The 17,192-nt window shown below is 68.8% G+C and carries 14 protein-coding genes; 6 read left to right on the plus strand and 8 right to left on the minus strand.

Going from position 1 to position 17,192, the window contains the following annotated elements; translation table 11 throughout:
• Positions 1 to 60: 60 nt before the first annotated feature.
• Positions 61 to 2,283: an NADP-dependent isocitrate dehydrogenase gene (locus ACX80W_RS10450; protein ID WP_459282982.1), complete on the plus strand. Its 2,223-nt coding sequence runs from the start codon at positions 61 to 63 to the stop codon at positions 2,281 to 2,283.
• A 118-nt stretch (positions 2,284 to 2,401) separates the two neighbouring features.
• On the opposite strand, the gene ACX80W_RS10455 is transcribed toward ACX80W_RS10450, so the two are convergent.
• The 8 genes from ACX80W_RS10455 to ACX80W_RS10490 form a co-directional block, all read right to left on the minus strand.
• Positions 2,402 to 3,481 (minus strand): Gfo/Idh/MocA family protein, encoded by a 1,080-nt coding sequence (locus ACX80W_RS10455; protein WP_459282983.1) that lies wholly within the window; start codon positions 3,479 to 3,481, stop codon positions 2,402 to 2,404.
• Positions 3,482 to 3,636: 155 nt separating this feature from the next.
• Entirely contained in the window at positions 3,637 to 4,743 is a 1,107-nt protein-coding gene (locus ACX80W_RS10460; protein WP_459282985.1) for a substrate-binding domain-containing protein, read from the minus strand.
• 54 nt (positions 4,744 to 4,797) lie between these two features.
• A complete protein-coding gene (mmsB, locus tag ACX80W_RS10465; protein ID WP_459282987.1) occupies positions 4,798 to 6,090 on the minus strand; it encodes a multiple monosaccharide ABC transporter permease in 1,293 nt (430 codons plus the stop codon).
• 23 nt (positions 6,091 to 6,113) lie between these two features.
• Positions 6,114 to 7,652, minus strand: a complete 1,539-nt coding sequence (gene mmsA / locus ACX80W_RS10470) for a multiple monosaccharide ABC transporter ATP-binding protein (RefSeq protein WP_459282989.1) — start codon at positions 7,650 to 7,652, stop codon at positions 6,114 to 6,116.
• A gap of 127 nt (positions 7,653 to 7,779) precedes the next feature.
• Positions 7,780 to 9,003, minus strand: a complete 1,224-nt coding sequence (locus tag ACX80W_RS10475) for an ROK family transcriptional regulator (protein ID WP_459282991.1) — start codon at positions 9,001 to 9,003, stop codon at positions 7,780 to 7,782.
• 32 nt (positions 9,004 to 9,035) lie between these two features.
• On the minus strand, positions 9,036 to 9,557 hold the full coding sequence (locus ACX80W_RS10480; RefSeq protein ID WP_459282993.1) for a gamma carbonic anhydrase family protein: 522 nt from the start codon (positions 9,555 to 9,557) through the stop codon (positions 9,036 to 9,038).
• A 21-nt stretch (positions 9,558 to 9,578) separates the two neighbouring features.
• Entirely contained in the window at positions 9,579 to 10,439 is an 861-nt protein-coding gene (purU, locus tag ACX80W_RS10485; protein ID WP_459282995.1) for a formyltetrahydrofolate deformylase, read from the minus strand.
• A 26-nt stretch (positions 10,440 to 10,465) separates the two neighbouring features.
• On the minus strand, positions 10,466 to 11,554 hold the full coding sequence (locus tag ACX80W_RS10490) for an NAD(P)-binding domain-containing protein (protein ID WP_459282997.1): 1,089 nt from the start codon (positions 11,552 to 11,554) through the stop codon (positions 10,466 to 10,468).
• A gap of 419 nt (positions 11,555 to 11,973) precedes the next feature.
• On the opposite strand from ACX80W_RS10490, the gene glyA reads away from it, so the two are divergent.
• The 5 genes from glyA (at position 11,974) to ACX80W_RS10515 (ending at position 17,133) form a co-directional block, all read left to right on the plus strand.
• Positions 11,974 to 13,263 (plus strand): serine hydroxymethyltransferase, encoded by a 1,290-nt coding sequence (gene glyA, locus ACX80W_RS10495; protein WP_459282999.1) that lies wholly within the window; start codon positions 11,974 to 11,976, stop codon positions 13,261 to 13,263.
• Positions 13,264 to 13,420: 157 nt separating this feature from the next.
• Positions 13,421 to 14,308, plus strand: coding sequence for a bifunctional methylenetetrahydrofolate dehydrogenase/methenyltetrahydrofolate cyclohydrolase (locus tag ACX80W_RS10500; RefSeq protein WP_459283001.1), 888 nt, complete (start codon positions 13,421 to 13,423; stop codon positions 14,306 to 14,308).
• A gap of 179 nt (positions 14,309 to 14,487) precedes the next feature.
• Positions 14,488 to 15,429, plus strand: coding sequence for an ABC transporter ATP-binding protein (locus ACX80W_RS10505; RefSeq protein ID WP_459283003.1), 942 nt, complete (start codon positions 14,488 to 14,490; stop codon positions 15,427 to 15,429).
• Positions 15,422 to 16,303: an ABC transporter permease gene (locus ACX80W_RS10510; protein WP_459283005.1), complete on the plus strand. Its 882-nt coding sequence runs from the start codon at positions 15,422 to 15,424 to the stop codon at positions 16,301 to 16,303. The genes ACX80W_RS10505 and ACX80W_RS10510 overlap by 8 nt, the downstream gene beginning before the upstream one ends.
• On the plus strand, positions 16,300 to 17,133 hold the full coding sequence (locus ACX80W_RS10515; RefSeq protein WP_459283007.1) for an ABC transporter permease: 834 nt from the start codon (positions 16,300 to 16,302) through the stop codon (positions 17,131 to 17,133). Before ACX80W_RS10510 ends, ACX80W_RS10515 begins: the two co-directional genes overlap by 4 nt.
• The last annotated feature ends 59 nt before the right edge of the window (positions 17,134 to 17,192 follow it).

The following is a 17,192-nucleotide window of genomic DNA, read 5'->3' on the forward strand; positions in this document are numbered from 1 at the left end:
AGGTTGGAACCGAGGAACACCCAGAATCCACCGCATCCGAAGAATTTCAGGGAGACGCCAATGGCCAAGATCATTTATACCCACACCGATGAAGCGCCCATGCTGGCCACCTACTCGTTCCTGCCGATCGTCGAGGCGTTCGCCTCGACGGCCGGAGTGGACATCGAAACCCGCGACATCTCGCTCTCGGGCCGAATCCTCGCCCTCTTCGGTGACCGCCTCACCGAGGAGCAGCAGGTGCCGGACTCGCTGGCCGAACTCGGGGCGCTCGCGAAGACCCCCGAGGCGAACATCATCAAGCTTCCGAACATCAGCGCCTCGATCCCGCAGCTGAAGGCCGCGATCGCCGAGCTGCAGGGCCAGGGCTACGCGCTGCCGGACTATCCGGACGCCCCCTCCACCGAAGAGGAGAAGGAAGCCCGCGCCCGCTACGACAAGGTCAAGGGCAGCGCCGTCAACCCCGTCCTGCGCGAGGGCAACTCGGACCGCCGGGCCCCCGCCTCGGTGAAGAACTTCGCCCGCCAGAACCCGCACAGCATGGGCGCCTGGACGCCGGAGTCCAAGACCCGCGTGGCCTCCATGGGCGCCGACGATTTCCGGTCGAACGAGAAATCCGTCGTGCTCGAGGCCGACGACACCCTCCGCATCCAGCTCCGCACTGCCGACGGCGGCACCACCGTCCTCAAGGAGTCCGTCCCGGTCCTCGCCGGTGAGGTCGTCGACGGCACCGTGATGCGCGCCGCCGCACTCGACGAGTTCCTCAAGGCACAGGTTGAGCGCGCGAAACAGGAGGACCTGCTGTTCTCGGTCCACCTGAAGGCCACCATGATGAAGGTCTCCGACCCGATCATCTTCGGGCACGTGGTGAAGGCGGTCCTGCCCGAACTCTTCGCCACGTACGGCGACCAGCTGGCCGCCGCCGGCCTCAGCCCGAGCAACGGGCTCGCCTCGATCCTCAGCGGCCTCGACGCGCTGCCCGCCGACGTGCGCGACGGCGTGACGGCCGCCATCGAGAAGGGCATGGCCGATGGCCCGAAGCTGGCCATGGTCGATTCCGACCGGGGCATCACCAACCTCCACGTCCCCAGCGACGTGATCGTCGACGCCTCGATGCCGGCGATGATCCGCAGCTCCGGGCACATGTGGGGGCCCGACGGCTCCGAAGCCGACACGCTCGCCGTCATCCCCGACAGCAGCTACGCGGGCGTCTACCAGACGGTCCTCGATGACTGCCGGGCCAACGGCGCCTTCGACCCCACCACCATGGGCACCGTCCCCAACGTCGGGCTGATGGCGCAGGCCGCCGAGGAATACGGCAGCCACGACAAGACCTTCGAGATCACCGAGGCCGGCACCGTGCAGGTCCTCGACAGCGCGGGAACCGTCCTCCTCGAGCACGACGTCCAGCCGGGCGACATCTGGCGGGCCTGCCAGACCAAGGACGCGCCCATCCGCGACTGGGTCAAACTCGCCGTGACGCGCGCCCGCGCGTCGGGCATGCCGGCCGTGTTCTGGCTCGACGAAAGCCGCGCCCACGACGCCAACCTCATCGCGAAGGTCCGGCAGTACCTCGGGGAGCACGACACCGAGGGCCTGCAGCTCGAGATCCTGACGCCGGAGAAGGCCACCGCCTTCACCCTGGAGCGGATCCGCAGGGGAGAGGACACCATCTCGGTCTCCGGCAACGTCCTGCGCGACTACCTCACCGACCTGTTCCCCATCCTCGAACTGGGAACCAGCGCCAAGATGCTCTCGGTCGTTCCCCTGATGAACGGCGGCGGGCTCTTCGAGACCGGCGCCGGCGGGTCGGCGCCGAAGCACGTCCAGCAGTTCCTGAAGGAGAACCACCTCCGTTGGGACAGCCTCGGCGAGTTCCTCGCCCTGGCCGTGAGCTTCGAGCACCTCGCGACGTCGACCGGAAATGCGCGCGCGCAGATCCTCGCCGACACCCTGGACCGGGCCACCGGGACGTTCCTGCTCGAGAACAAGTCGCCGAGCCGCCGGGTCGGCGAGATCGACAACCGCGGCAGCCACTTCTACCTGGCGCGGTACTGGGCGCAGGAACTCGCGCAGCAGAGCGAGGACAGCGAACTGGCTCAGGCCTTCTCCGTGGTGGCCGAGGCGCTTGCCTCAAATGAGGAGACGATCGTCGCCGAGCTCCTCGCCGTGCAGGGTTCCCCAGTCGACATCGCCGGCTACTACCACCCCGACGTCGCCAAGGTGGCCGCCGCGATGCGTCCGTCGCAGAAGCTCCAGGAAGTCCTGGCGACCCTCGCCGCCTGACGGGACGCCCGGGAGACCGGGCGCCCGGTCTCGCGGCAGCCGTTTGACGGTCAAGGCCGCTCCCGCATCCGCGGGGGCGGCCTTCTCCGTTTCCCCGCGGGGCGCTCCAGGGGCGGCGCTACACGGAGTCGTTGGCGTAGCGCAGCCCCAGCTGCGCCCGGATCCCGTCCAGCAGGTGCATGGTGGTGAGGGTGTCGGCCAGCGGCATGGTGGGGCTCTCGAGCAGGCCCGCCTGGATGCAGCGGGTGGTTTCGCGCAACTCGTAGGTGTACCCGGCCCCCACCGGGTCGAAGGTTTCCGTGCGCAGCTCCCCGTCGAGCGGCTGCACCGTGAGTTCGCGGGGGTTGTGGAGCGGCCCGCCGCCGGTGCGCAGCCAGCCGCCGCTGCCGGCCACCGTGGCGGCGGCCGGGCCCAGCGCGCCGAGGGAGGAGGTCAGCTGCGCCTGGGCGCCGTCCTCGTAGCTGAGCGTCACGGCGTTCTGGACGTCCACGCCGTCCGCGTTCAGGTCCCCGGAGGCGGACACCGACGCCGGGAAGCCCAGCGCACCCAGGGCCCAGGTGAGGGGGTACACGGTGAGGTCCAGCAGTGCCCCGCCGCCGGCCGCCGGGTCCCAGAGCCTGCTGGCGGGATTGAACTCCGCGGGGAACCCAAGGTCGGCCTGCACCCAGCGGACCTCGCCCAGCTCCCCGGAGGCGAGGATGTCCCACGCGCGGTTGATGCTGGGGAGGAAGCGCGTCCACACGGCCTCCATCAGGAACACCCCGCGCGCGGCGGCCAGGTCGATCAGCGCCGCCGCCTCGGCCGCGTTGACGGTGAAGGGCTTCTCGCACAGGACGTGCTTGCCGCTGGCGAGGGCGGCCCGGGCCACCTCGAAGTGCTGGGCATGCGGGGTGGTGACGTAGACGACGTCGACCGCCGGATCGTCGAAGAGCTGCTGGTAGCCCGGCACGCCGCCTTCATCCCCGTAGGCCGCCGCGAAGCCGAACTGCTCCGCGAACGCCCGTGCGCTGCCGGCGCTGCGGGAGCTCACCCCATGGAGGACGGCGTCCTCGAGCAGGGCGATGTCGGCCGTCACTTTCGCGGCGATGCGGCCGGTGGCCACGACGCCCCACCGCAGGGGGCGGCCGGTGGCCGCCAGGGGGCTGGGCGCTCCGGGCGCGGCGCAGGGAGGCTGGACGAGGCGCTGGTGAGGTGTCATGCCCTCATCCTGTCGGCGAAAGCGCCCCCGGTCCAGCGGCACCGCCGGGTCCGGGGCTGCGGCGGCGCCCGGTGCGGGCAAAAAGAAATCCCGGTACCGCCGAGGCGGTACCGGGATTTCCCGCCGGACCCGTTGCCGGACCGGTTGAAGGGAGGTTACTTGACGATCTCGGAGAGCGTGGGATCGTCGGCGTAGGCCTCTGCAGCGTTTTCCTTGGTGACGATCTGCGGCTCCAGCAGGTAGGCCGGAACGACCTTCACGCCGTTGTCGTAGGACTCGGTGTCGTTGACCTCGAGCTCCTCGCCGGCGGCAAGGCCCTCGACCATGGTGATGGAGTGCTCCACCAGGTCGCGGGTGTCCTTATTGATGGTCGAGTACTGCTCGCCGGCAATGATCGACTTGACCGACTCAACCTCGGAGTCCTGACCGGTGACCACCGGGACCTCCTTGCCGGCGGCCTTCACCGAGGTGAGGATGGCGCGGGCCAGGGTGTCGTTGGGGGACAGGACGCCGTGGAGTTCTTCGGCGTCGTAGTTGCCGGAGAGCAGGGTATCCATGCGGCGCTGGGCGTTCTCCGCCTTCCAGCCCTGGGTGACGGCCTGGTTGAACTTGGTCTGGCCGGAGACGACGTTCAGCGTGCCGTCGTCGATCTTGGGCTGGAGGACGCTCATCGCGCCGTCGAAGAAGACCTGGGCGTTGGCGTCGTCGGGGGAGCCGGCGAACAGCTCGATGTTGTACGGGCCTTCGCCCTTCTCTGCCATTCCGTCGAGCAGGGCCTGGCCCTGCAGCTCGCCGACCTGGAAGTTGTCGTAGGCCACGTAGTAGTCGACGTTCTCCGTGTTGGTGAGGAGGCGGTCGTACGCGATCACGGTGATGCCGGCATCGGCGGCCTGCTGCAGCTGGCTGCCCAGCTGGGCGCCGTCGATGGCGCCCACGATCAGGACCTCGACGCCGTTGGTGATCATCGAGTTGATCTGGTTCTGCTGCTCCGAAACGCCGCCGTTGGCGAACTGGACGTCGGGCTCGTAACCGGCTTCGGTCAGGCCGTCGTTGAACAGCTGCTCGGCCAGGACCCAGTTCTCCGAGGTCTTCTGCGGGAGGGCGACGCCGATCGCGGCGCCCTCCTCGAAGCCCTCGGCGGCCGCTTCATTGCCGGTGCCGCCGCCCTCGTTGCCGGTGCCCGGATCTTCACGGCCGCAGGAGGTCAGCGCGAGCGCCGAGATTGCAGCGACTGCCGCAAAGGACTTTGCGAAATTACGCATTCCATTCTCTTTCTTTAGCTTGCTTTTTTCGGACGGTGGAAAACTTGGTGGACGTCAGGACTTGGAGATGACTTCCTTGGTGGAGATCGACTGCTCGCTGTCCGGGCTCCGGACCTCGCTTGGCAGGTCCGGCTTGGTCTTGTTGCCGAAGTTGCGGGTCAGGAGGCCGGTGATCGAGGGCTTGCCCTGGGTCTTGTTGTAGACATCGAAGGCGACGGCGACCAGGAGCACGAGGCCCTTGATGATCTGGGTCATGTCGGCGCCGATGCCGAGCAGCTGCAGGCCGTTGTTCAGTACGGCCATCACCAGGCCGCCGATGATCGAGCCGATGACGGTGCCGACGCCGCCGGTCACCGCGGCGCCGCCGATGAAGACCGCGGCGATCGCGTCAAGCTCCCAGCCGACGCCGTCGAACGGGCCGGAGGCGGTCGAGCGGCCCACGAAGATCATGCCGGCCAGGGCCGCCAGGATCGACATGTTCATCATGACCATGAAGTTGACCTTCTTGCTCTGCACACCCGAGAGCTCCGCGGCGTGCCGGTTGCCGCCGACGGCGTAGACGTGGCGGCCGGCGATGGTCTTGTTGGAGATGAAGCCGAAGATGACCACCAGGGCGCCGAGGATCAGGCCCGGGATGGGGAAGGAGGTGCCGGGGCGGCCGGTGGCGAACAGGTAGGTCGCGTACAGGATGGCTGCCGAGATCAGGCCCACCTTGACGAGGGAGATCCACATCTCGGGCACCTCGGCGCCGACCCGGGCCAGGCGCTTGCGGCTGCGCAGTTCGCTGTAGATGACGAAGGCGACAAGGAGCAGGCCCAGCAGGACGGTGAGGTTGTTGTACCCGGTGACCGGGCCGACCTCGGGGAGGTAGCCGGAGCCGATGTACTGGAAGCCCTCGGGAACCGGGACCGTGTTGGACTTGCCGACGAACTGGTTGGCTCCGCGGAAGAGCAGCATGCCGGCGAGGGTCACGATGAACGCCGGTATGCCGACGTAGGCGACCCAGAAGCCCTGCCAGGCCCCGATCAGGGCGCCCAGGAGCAGGCCGACGAGGATCCCGCCGAACCACGGCAGGCCCCAGTCACGCATGGCGATCGCGACGACGATGCCGGCGAAGGCCGCCACGGAACCGACGGAGAGGTCGATGTGCCCGGCGATGATGACCAGCACCATCCCGATCGCGAGGATCAGAATGTAGGAGTTGCCGTTGAAGAGGTTCATCATGTTGCCGGAGGTCAGCGTCTTGCCTCCGGTCTGCCACTGGAAGAAGATAACCAGCGCGATCAACGCGAAGATCATCCCGAACTGGCGGGTGTCTCCGCCGAAGATTTTCTTGAGGGAATTCATGGTTGGCGTCCTAGGGGCTTCGGTCAGGCAGCTTTTTTGCTGGCGGTCATCAGTTTCATGAGGGATTCCTGGCTTGCGTCCTCCCGGGCGATCTCACCGGTGATGGCACCCTCAAAGATTGTGTAAATACGGTCGGACAGCCCGAGCAGTTCAGGAAGCTCGGAGGAGATGACAATGACTCCCTTGCCCTGCGAGGCGAGGCGCTGGATAATCCCGTAGATCTCGAACTTGGCACCGACATCGATCCCGCGGGTGGGCTCATCGAGGATCAGCAGCTCGGGGTCGGTGAACATCCATTTCGACAGGACCACCTTCTGCTGGTTCCCGCCCGAGAGCTTCGCGACGCCCTCGTTGACGCTGGGCGTCTTGGTGCGCAGCGACTTGCGGTATTCCTCCGCAATCCTGTACTCCTCGTCCTTATCGACGACGAGGTTGCGGGTGATCTTCTTCAGGTTCGCCGACACGGTGGTCGACTTGATGTCGTCGAGCAGGTTCAGGCCGAGGGACTTGCGGTCCTCGGTGACGTACGCCAGGCCGGCCTCGATGGCTTGGGGCACCGACTTCAGCGTCACCTCCTTGCCGTTGATGAAGATCTGTCCGGATTTGAAGTTGCCGTAGGAGCGGCCGAAGACGGAGCGCGCCAGTTCGGTGCGTCCGGCGCCCATGAGGCCGGCGAACCCGACGATCTCGCCGCGGCGCACGGAGAAGTTTGAACCCTTGGCGACGAGCCGGTCGGGGACCGAGGGGTGGCCGACGGTCCAGTCGCGCACCTCGAAGAACACCTCGCCCAGCTTCGGGGTGTGCTCCGGGAAGCGGGATTCGAGGGAGCGGCCGACCATGCCGCGGATGATGCGGTCCTCGTCGACGCCGTCCTCCTTCACATGGAGGGTTTCGATCGACTTGCCGTCGCGGATGATCGTGATGGAGTCGGCGATCTGCTCGATCTCGTTGAGCTTGTGGGAGATCATGATGCACGAGATCCCCTTGGAGCGCAGCCCGGACATGAGGTCCAGGAGGTGCTGGGAGTCGGTCTCGTTCAGGGCGGCGGTGGGCTCGTCGAGGATGAGCAGCTTCACCGACTTGCTGAGCGCCTTGGCGATCTCGACGAGCTGCTGCTTGCCGACGCCGATGTCCTTGATCTTGGTGGTGGGGTGTTCGGAGAGTCCCACCCGGGCCATCAGTTCGAGGGTTTCGCGGTTGACCTTGTCCCAGTCGATGACCCCGAAGCGGGTCGGCTCGTTGCCCAGGAAGATGTTCTCGGCGATGGAGAGCTCGGGGATGAGGGCGAGTTCCTGGTGGATGATGACGATGCCGGCGGCTTCGCTGGAGCGGATGTCCTTGAACTGGACTTCCTTGCCCTGGAAGATGATCGACCCGGAGTAGTCACCGTAGGGGTACAGGCCCGAGAGGACCTTCATCAGCGTTGACTTGCCGGCCCCGTTCTCGCCGCAGATCGCGTGGATTTCGCCGGAGCGGACGGTAATCGAGACGTCCGACAGTGCCTTGACGCCAGGGAACTCCTTGGTGATGGATCGCATCTCAAGGATCGTGTGGTTCTCCATTGAAGCCTCCCGGCAATGACTACGTTGTCTTGGTGCAGGCCCTGAAGCGACCCAAATGCATTGAACCCCGCCCGTACGCTTGCCGTCAAGTCTTGAACGCAACAGGCTGGGATTTGTCTCTAAACCTTTACGAACGCGCCAGCGGGACGACCGCCCGGGCCGGCTGGGACAGCACGACGGCGGCACCGCCGAGCGCTTCCGCCCGGGCCCCGAGCGCCGACATATGGACACTCGTCGTCTCGCCGACAATGGGGACCGAATGCCGCAGCAGTCCGCGGCGGATGGGGTTCAGCAGAATGTCCCCGAGCTCCGTCAGGGGGCCGCCCATGACGATGACTTCGGGGTTGATCAGGTTGGCCACGTGGGCCGCAGCGCGCCCGATGGCCAGCCCGGCGTCGTCGATGACGCGCAGGGCCGCGGTGTCCCCGCTCACGGCCAGCTCGATGATGCCCTGGGTGTCCACCGGCTGGGTCGAGCCTCGGTTGAGGAGTTCGATCATGGTGGAGGTGGAAGCCACGGTCTCGAGGCAGCCGCGGTTGCCGCACCGGCACACCAGCCCGTGCTCGCTGATCGTGGTGTGTCCAAGCTCACCGGTGATCCCCACATTGCCGTAGAACAGCGCGCCGTTGAGAATCAGGCCCGCGCCGATGCCGGAGCCGACCTTCATGAACATGAGGTTCTCCACGCTGCTGTGCCGGCCCCAGGTGATCTGGGCCAGGGCGCCGAGGTTCGCGTCGTTCTCGATGTAGACGGGCATGCCGAGCCGGGCGCCGAAGGTCTCCCGGATGTTGATGCCGACCCACTCGGGCAGGATGGCGCCCTGTACGACGGTGCCGGTGCGCCGGTCGATCGGGCCCGGGATGCCGATGCCGGCGCCGAGCACCGCGGACCGGGAGATGCCGGCCTGGCGCAGGACGGTGTCGAGCAGGTCCGCGGCGGCCCGAAGTCCCTCCGCCGCGCTGTGCCCGAGGGGAAGGCTGGCCGCCTCCTCCTGCAGGATGCGGTAGTCGAGGCCCGCGAGCACGACCCGGACATGGCGGCGGCCGATGTCGATCCCGGCGGCGACCGAGCCGTTGTCGTTGAGGATGACCGACAGGGCCCGCCGTCCCGAGCTCGTCGTGGGGGCGGTGGTGACGATCCCGCCCCCGGCCATCACCTTGACGATGTTCGAGACCGTTGCGGTGGAGAGCCCGGTCTGCCGGGCGAGTTCGGCCTGGGTCTGGGGGCCGCCATTGACGAGGGCGCGGATGATGCGCTGCTGGTTCTGTTCCCTCAGTGCTGACTGGGATCCCGGCCGGGGAAGCAGGGCGCCGGGACGAATCCTCGCCGTCGAGGTGGGTTCTGCGCGCATGTAACCAAGGGTGCCTCAGGCCGTCCTTGTAGTCAAGAAGTTAACGCAGCTTGGTGTTGCCGGGCGAGCTTCCGGTAGGCGCGGGCATTCTCCCGGACTCCCGCGACCTCCTCGTCGGAGAGCGGCCGCCGGACCTTCGCCGGCACCCCGGCGACCAGCGAGCGGGGCGGGACGATGGTTCCCTCGAGCACGACGGCGCCGGCGGCCACCAGGGACCCCGAGCCGATCACCGCCCCGTTGAGGACGGTGGCGTTCATCCCGATCAGGCAGTCATCCTCGATCGTGCAGCCGTGGACCACGGCTCCGTGGCCGACGCTGACCCCGCTGCCGATGGTCGTGGGGAAGCCGGGATCGGCATGGACGACCACATTGTCCTGCAGGTTGCTTCCCTCACCCACCCGGATGGGCGCCGTGTCGGCGCGGACACTGACACCGTAGAAGGCGCTTGCGGATTCGGCGAGCACGACGTCGCCGATGAGCGACGCCGTGGGCGCGGTGAACGCCGTCGCCGCGACGGTGGGGCTGGTTCCGGAGATGCTGATGCGATAGGCCATAGGGCCCAGCATAGGGGCGGGCTAGTTGAAGACGACGGTGCGGTGACCGTCGAGCAGGACCCGGTGCTCGGCGTGCCACTGCACGGCCTGCACCAGGGCCCGGCCCTCGAGCTCGCGCCCGATCGCTACGAACTGCTCGACGCTGCGGGCGTGGTCGACGCGGGTGACTTCCTGTTCGATGATCGGGCCCTCGTCGAGCGCCCCGGTGACGTAGTGCGCGGTGGCACCGATCAGCTTCACGCCCCGGGCGTGCGCCTGGTGGTACGGGCGGGCCCCCTTGAAGGAGGGAAGGAACGAGTGGTGGATGTTGATGGCACGCCCGCGCAGGTCGGCGCAGAGGCCGTCGCTGAGGATCTGCATATACCGGGCCAGGACCACGAGGTCGATCCGGTGTTCGGTGATGAGCCCGCGCAGCCGCTCCTCGGCCTCATCCTTCGTCTCCGGGGTGACGGGGATGTGGTGGAACTCGATCCCATAGAACGCGGCCAGGTCGGCCAGGTCGGGATGGTTCGAGACGATCGCGGGGATCTCGATCGGCAGCGTGCCGGAGCGGTGCTGGAACAGCAGGTCGTTGAGGCAGTGGGCGGATTTCGAGACCATGATCAGCGTCCGGGTGGGCGTGCCGTCGGCGTTGAGCTCCCAGTCCATGCCGAAGGACCGGGCGGCGGGCTCCAGGTGCCGGCGCAGTTCGGCCTCCGGGGCCGCGGTGGTCAGCGCCACCCGCATGAAGAAGGTGCCGGTGTCCGGGCTGCCGTACTGCTGCGACTCGGTGATGTTCGCACCGGCGGCAACCAGGGCGCCGGAGACCCCGTGGACGATGCCCGGCCGGTCGGGGCAGGAGAGGGTGAGGGAATAGGAGCTGTCCGGTGCTGGAGAGGTCACCGTCCTAGGCTACCCGGGGTGCTCGGTCACCGGGCCGGCACCGGATCCCGGGAGCCCAGCACCTCAAGCGCCGCCAGTGCGGCGGCGCGGCCGGCGCGGGTTGCGCCGACGGTGGAGGCCGAGGCGCCGTAGCCGACCATCAGCAGCCGCGGCTCGCGCATCACGCGGACTCCGTCCATGCGGATGCCCCCGCCGGGCTCGCGAAGCCGCAGCGGGGCCAGGTGGTCGATCGAGGCCCGGAAGCCCGTGGCCCAGAGGACGGCGTCGACGGGCTCGTAGCTGCCGTCCGCCAGCTCGGCGCCGGATTCGGTGAGCCGGCGCAGCGGCCCGCGGGAGAGGAGGATTCCGGCGTCGACCCCGGCCTTGTACTGGGCCGTCAGGGCGATGCCGGTGGTCCCGACGACACTCTTCGGGGGAAGCCCCGCACGGGTGCGGGCGTTGACGGCGGCCTCGACGTCCCGCCCCCACTCCTGGTCGAACTCGCGCTCGATCCATTCGACGGGCCTGCGCGTGCTCCAGAGCGTCGAGGCTCCCGCCTCGTTGAGCTGCAGCAGGAACTGGGCCGCCGAGGTTCCCCCGCCGACCACGAGGACCCGCCTGCCGGCGAAGTCCCCGGCGGCGCGGAACCCCCGGGTGTGAAGCTGCACGCCGCGGAAGATCTCCCGCCCGGGATAGTAGGGAAGGTACGGGCTGTCCCAGGTGCCGGTCGCGTTGATGACGGCGCGGGCGCGCCAGGAGATGCCTGCGCGGGTCGTGACCCCGAGCCCGGCGCCGTCGACGCGTTCGACCCGGTCCACGCGCTGGGGACGCAGCACCGGAAGTTCGAACTCGGCCTCGTAGGCGCCGTAGTAGCGGGTCACCACGGCCGAGGACGGCTCCTTCGGGTCCGGAGCCTCAAGCGGGAGGCCCGGCAGCGGGTGAAGCCCATGGGCGGCATCGAAGGTCAGCGACGGCCAGCGGTGGCGCCAGGCACCACCGGGTCCTTCGTTCGCGTCGAGCAGCACGAAGCCGCTGCCAGGCTCAAGCCCGCGCCTTCGCAGGTGGTAGCCACTGCTCAGCCCGGCCTGGCCGGCCCCGACGACGACGATCTCCGTCTCCCGTACTTCGGTATCCACTGTCCCGCCCTGTCCCGCCGGCTGTTCTGCCGGGATGCACCGGCCCGGCGGAGGCCGGGCACCGAAAGGTAGCAACCCGACCGGCCGCACCCGTATTCCGGGGTGTTTTGCCGGGGCGCCCGGCCGCTGCGGTGGAACCGGCGCCGGGGCCGGGCGCCCCGGCGGGCTGGCACCGGCGGGAGCCCTCCGGCTAGGATGAAAGGCGCCGCGACTGGCGTAGGGTGGGCAACCACCGGGAAGCGGCACGCATCATCGGCGCCGGGTCCACCGCCCGGGGTCCGACGAAGCACTGCGTCAACCACGGATCGCACGCCTGGGCCGGGGGTTGCTTCCGCCGCCGTGCGCCGCCCCGAGTGGGCTGCACCACAGTGCTGCGGGTAGCCTGAGCTGTAAAGCACCCCACCACCGAAGGACCTTCTGTGACCACTTCGCCCCTGACCGATTCCGTCACCAACGCCCCGCTTTCCGAGATCGATCCCGAGATCGCCGCCGTCCTGCGGGACGAGCTGGGCCGCCAGCGTGACACCCTCGAGATGATCGCCTCCGAGAACTTCGCACCCCGTGCGGTGCTCCAGGCCCAGGGCTCGGTCCTCACGAACAAGTACGCCGAGGGCTACCCGGGACGCCGCTACTACGGCGGCTGTGAGCACGTCGACGTCGCCGAGAACCTCGCCATCGCCCGCGTCAAGGATCTGTTCGGCGCCGAGTACGCCAACGTCCAGCCGCACTCGGGCGCCCAGGCCAACGCCGCCGCCCTTGCCGCGATGATTCGGCCCGGCGACAAGATCATGGGCCTGTCGCTGGCCCACGGCGGGCACCTCACCCACGGCATGAAGCTCAACTTCTCCGGCAAGCTCTACGAGGTCGCCGCCTACGGGGTCGAGGAAGACACCCACCGGCTCGACATGGACAGGGTCCGTGCGCAGGCGCTCGCCGAGAAGCCCGACGTCCTCATCGCCGGCTGGTCCGCCTACCCCCGCCACCTGGACTTCGAGGCCTTCCGCTCCATCGCCGACGAAACCGGGGCGCTGCTGTGGACCGACATGGCCCACTTCGCCGGCCTGGTGGCCGCCGGCCTGCACCCCAGCCCGGTCCAGCACTCCGACGTCGTGACCTCCACCGTCCACAAGACCCTGGCCGGGCCGCGCTCGGGCGTCATCCTCGCCAAGCAGGACTGGGCCAAGAAGCTCAACTCCAGCGTCTTCCCGGGCCAGCAGGGCGGGCCCCTGATGCACGTCATCGCCGCGAAGGCGACGGCCTTCAAGATCGCCGGCTCGGCCGAGTTCAAGGAACGCCAGGAGCGCGTCCTCGAGGGCGCCCGGATCATCGCGGAGCGCCTCACCGGATCCGACGTCACCGAGCACGGCGTGTCGGTGCTGACCGGCGGCACCGACGTGCACCTCGTGCTGGTCGACCTCCGGAACTCGAGCCTCGACGGGCAGCAGGCGGAGGACCTCCTCCACTCGGTGGGCATCACCGTGAACCGCAACGCCGTCCCGTTCGACCCGCGGCCGCCGATGGTCACCTCCGGGCTGCGGATCGGCACCCCGGCACTGGCCACGCGCGGATTCGGCGCCGCCGAATTCACCGAGGTCGGCGAGATCATCGCGGCGGCCCTCAAGCCCGCCCCCGACGTCGACGCCCTCAGGGCGCGGGTGAAGGCGCTGGCCGCCAACTTCCCGCTGTACCCGGGCCACGAGGAGTGGTAGGAGAACTCCCCGCAGGCGCCGCCGCCTCCCGGGCGGCGGCGTCCGCCGAGTTCGACATACCGGCAGCCGAATGCTGCTTCACCGGGTGCTGCGACCGCGGGAAGGCGTTCCTGCTCGAAGCCCTCACCGAATACCCAGAACCGACCGGAGAACGATCATGAGCACCACCACCGCCCGCGTCCTCGACGGCAGGGCCACGGCCGCCACCATCAAGGACGAACTCGCCGTGCGGGTCCGTGCGCTTGCCGCCCGCGGCGTGCAGCCCGGGCTCGGCACCGTCCTGGTCGGGGACGACCCGGCCAGCAGGTCCTACGTCGCCGGCAAGCACCGCGACTGCGCCCAGGTCGGCATCCGCTCCATCCGCCGGGACCTGCCCGAGTCCATCACGCAGGAGGAGCTCGAGGCGGTCATCGACGAGCTCAACGCCGACGACGACACCACCGGCTACATCGTCCAGCTGCCCCTGCCGGCGCACATCGACACCAACCGCATCCTCGAGCGGATCGACCCCGACAAGGACGCCGACGGCCTCCACCCGACCAACCTGGGCCGGCTGGTGCTCAATGTGGGCGCCCCCATGGCCTCGCCGCTGCCGTGCACGCCGCACGGCATCGTCGAGCTGCTGCTGCGCCACGGCATCGAGCTCGCCGGGTGCAACGTCCTGGTCGTGGGCCGCGGCGTCACCGTCGGCCGGCCGCTGGGACTGCTGCTCACCCGCAAGCAGGTCAATGCGACGGTGACCCTGGCGCACACGGGGACGGTGGACCTCGAGGAGCACCTGGGGCGGGCCGACGTCGTGGTGGCCGCCGCCGGCTTCCCCTCGATGGTCAAGGCCGCCCAGCTCAAGCCCGGGGCGGTCGTGCTCGACGTCGGAGTCACCCGCGTGGAGGACCCTGGGACCGGCAAGGCGGTCCTGTCGGGCGACGTCGAGCCGGCCGCCGCGGAGGTAGCCGGCTGGCTCTCGCCCAACCCCGGCGGCGTCGGGCCGATGACCCGGGCGATGCTGCTGGCCAACGTCGTCGAGGCCGCCGAACGCCGGCTGTAGAGGCGCACGCACCCTCAAGCGACGAACGGGCCCGAAAGCGACAAACGCGCCGGATAATTCCGGCACGTTTGTCGCTTTTTGGCGCGCCGGTCGCTTCGGGGCCGGCGCGCACCGTCCAGTCCGGGCTCTGCTGCCCGGATTGGCTAGTCCCAATGGCTTTTCTCGCCTAGGCTGGGCTGGTGCCTCCCAACCTCACCGATGAGCCTGTTATTGCCGCGCGCGCCCTGAGCAAGCACTACGGGGAGTTCGCCGCAGTCGACGGCATCTCGTTCGAGGTGCCGGCGGGGGAGGCCTTCGGCCTGCTGGGGCCCAACGGCGCCGGCAAGTCGACGACGATGAAGATGATCGGCGGGGTCTCCCAGCGAACCGCCGGCGAGCTCTCCATTATGGGCCTTGACCCCGAACGGCACGGGCCCGAGGTGCGCGCCCACCTGGGGGTCGTACCGCAGCAGGACAACCTCGACGAGGAACTGCGGGTGCGCGACAACCTCCTCGTGTACGGGCGCTACTTCGGGCTGCCGATGAGCTACCTGAAGCCCAAGGCCGATGAACTCCTTGAATTCGCGCAGCTGACCGACAAGGCCACGGCGAAGGTCGACTCGCTCTCGGGCGGCATGAAGCGGCGGCTCACCATCGCCCGGTCGCTGATCAACGAACCGAAGATCCTGCTCCTCGACGAGCCGACCACGGGCCTTGACCCGCAGGCCCGCCACATCCTCTGGGACCGGCTCTTCCGCCTCAAGGAATCCGGGGTCACGCTGATCCTCACGACCCACTACATGGACGAGGCCGAGCAGTTGTGCGACCGCCTGGTGGTGGTGGACAAGGGCAGGATCATGGCCGAGGGCTCCCCGGCCACCCTCATCCGGGAACACTCGACCCGCGAGGTGCTCGAACTGCGGTTCGGCTCCGAACGCAACACCACAGTGGCGGCCGACCTGCAGGGCATCGGGGAACGGCTGGAGACCCTGCCCGACCGGGTGCTGATCTATGCCGCCGACGGCGAGGCCGCCCTGGAGGAGGTCTCCGCCCGGGGGCTGCACCCGGTCACCTCCCTGGTGCGCCGGTCCTCCCTCGAGGACGTCTTCCTGCGCCTGACCGGAAGGAGCCTCGTTGACTGAGCACCGCGCCGGCGCGCGCCCCGCGGCCCCCGCCGGCACCGGAATGCCCTCCGGGCTGCGCGCCCACCCGCCGGCCGTCTCCGCCGCCCGTGCCCGGGCCTTCGGATCCTGGTACTACGCCGAACATGTCCTGCGGGTGATGAACAGCTACCGGTGGACGATCCTCGCCTCGAGCGTGGGCACCCCGGTGATGTACCTGTTCGCCATGGGCGTCGGCCTGGCCAGCCTCGTGGACAGCTCCGGGACGGAGACCTTTGGCGGGGTGAGCTACCTCGCCTTCCTCGCGCCCGCGCTGCTGGCCTCGGCCGCGCTGATGGCGGCGACCAATGAATTCACCTACCCGGTGATGGACGGTTTCAAGTGGCGCCGGGTCTTCTACGGTCCGCACGCCTCGCCGCTGGGCGCGCACCAGATCGTCAACGGGCACATCATCGCGGTGACCCTGAGGCTCCTCGTGATGTCGGTTCTCTACTTCGCCATCGTCGCCCTCTTCGGAGCCTCGCCGTCGCCCTGGGGCTGGCTCGCCGTGCCCATTGCGGTGCTCAGCGGCCTCGCCTTCGGCGTGCCCCTGATGGCCTACGCGGCAAGCATCCGCGAGGACAAGGGCCAGTTCGCCCTCGTGATGCGGTTCATCGCCACACCGCTGTTCCTGTTCTCCGGCACCTTCTTCCCGCTGGACACCCTGCCGCTGCTGCTGCGCTGGATCGGCTGGATCTCGCCGCTGTGGCACGGCACGGAGCTGGGGCGGGCCCTGACGTACGGCCACGCGGTTCCGCCGGGCCTTGCCACGGTGCACCTGGCCTTCCTGGTGCTGCTGACGTTCCTCGGCTGGCGCCTGGCGCAGCGGACCTTCGCCCGGAGGCTCGGCGCATGACCAACCAGCTCTCCGTCGAGGACTACCGGCTCACCGGCCGCACCCGCACCCTGGGCGCGCTGTATTCACGCAACGCCCGCGCGGTGATCGCCCGCGGCCTGCGCGCCACGAAGAGCAGCAACTGGATGATCATGGTCTCCGGTTTCTTCGAACCGGTGCTCTACCTGCTGTCGATGGGTGTCGGCCTCGGCGCGCTCGTGGGCACGGTGACCGGCCCCGGGGGCTCGGAGATCAGCTACGCGGCGTACATCGCCCCCGCCCTGCTGGCGGTCTCGGCGATGAACGGCGCGGTCTACGACAGCACCTGGAACGTCTTCTTCAAGATGAACTTCGCCAAGCTCTACCAGGGGATGCTCTCGACCTCGCTCGGGCCCCTCGACGTCGCCATCGGCGAGATCTTCCTGGCCCTGCTGCGCGGGGCGCTCTATGCGACCGGGTTCACCGCCGTGATGGGCCTGATGGGCCTGATCACCACGCCGTGGGCGCTGCTGATGATTCCCGCCTCGGTCCTGATCGCCTTCGGGTTCGCGGCGTTCGGCATGGCCATCACCAGCTTCATGAAGACCTTCCAGCAGATGGAGTGGATCAACTTCGTGATGCTGCCGATGTTCCTGTTCTCGGCCACCTTCTACCCGCTGAGCGTCTACCCGCCGGCCATCCAGGTGTTCATCCAGGCGCTGCCGCTGTGGCACGGCGTCGAACTCCTGCGGCAGCTCAGCGCCGGGATGTTCACCGCTGCCACGGCCGTCCACGTGCTGTACTACGCGGTGATGATCGTTCTGGGCGTGGTGCTCACCACCGGGCGGCTGCGGGCGCTCTTCCTGAAATAGGAGGCACCGGCCCGTGTCCCTTGCGGGGGCATTGGGGGAAGCCCGGCCGGGGCGCATAC

Source organism: Arthrobacter melezitosi (assembly GCF_054511055.1).

Bases quoted from the DNA above. Each gene is read 5' to 3' on its own strand.
- ACX80W_RS10460 (WP_459282985.1), bottom strand. From the start codon at position 4,743: ATGCGTAATTTCGCAAAGTCCTTTGCGGCAGTCGCTGCAATCTCGGCG.
- ACX80W_RS10450 (WP_459282982.1), top strand. From the start codon at position 61: ATGGCCAAGATCATTTATACCCACACCGATGAAGCGCCCATGCTGGCC.
- mmsB (WP_459282987.1), bottom strand. From the start codon at position 6,090: ATGAATTCCCTCAAGAAAATCTTCGGCGGAGACACCCGCCAGTTCGGG.
- mmsA (WP_459282989.1), bottom strand. From the start codon at position 7,652: ATGGAGAACCACACGATCCTTGAGATGCGATCCATCACCAAGGAGTTC.
- ACX80W_RS10500 (WP_459283001.1), top strand. From the start codon at position 13,421: ATGAGCACCACCACCGCCCGCGTCCTCGACGGCAGGGCCACGGCCGCC.
- ACX80W_RS10475 (WP_459282991.1), bottom strand. From the start codon at position 9,003: ATGCGCGCAGAACCCACCTCGACGGCGAGGATTCGTCCCGGCGCCCTG.
- ACX80W_RS10455 (WP_459282983.1), bottom strand. From the start codon at position 3,481: ATGACACCTCACCAGCGCCTCGTCCAGCCTCCCTGCGCCGCGCCCGGA.
- ACX80W_RS10480 (WP_459282993.1), bottom strand. From the start codon at position 9,557: ATGGCCTATCGCATCAGCATCTCCGGAACCAGCCCCACCGTCGCGGCG.
- ACX80W_RS10515 (WP_459283007.1), top strand. From the start codon at position 16,300: ATGACCAACCAGCTCTCCGTCGAGGACTACCGGCTCACCGGCCGCACC.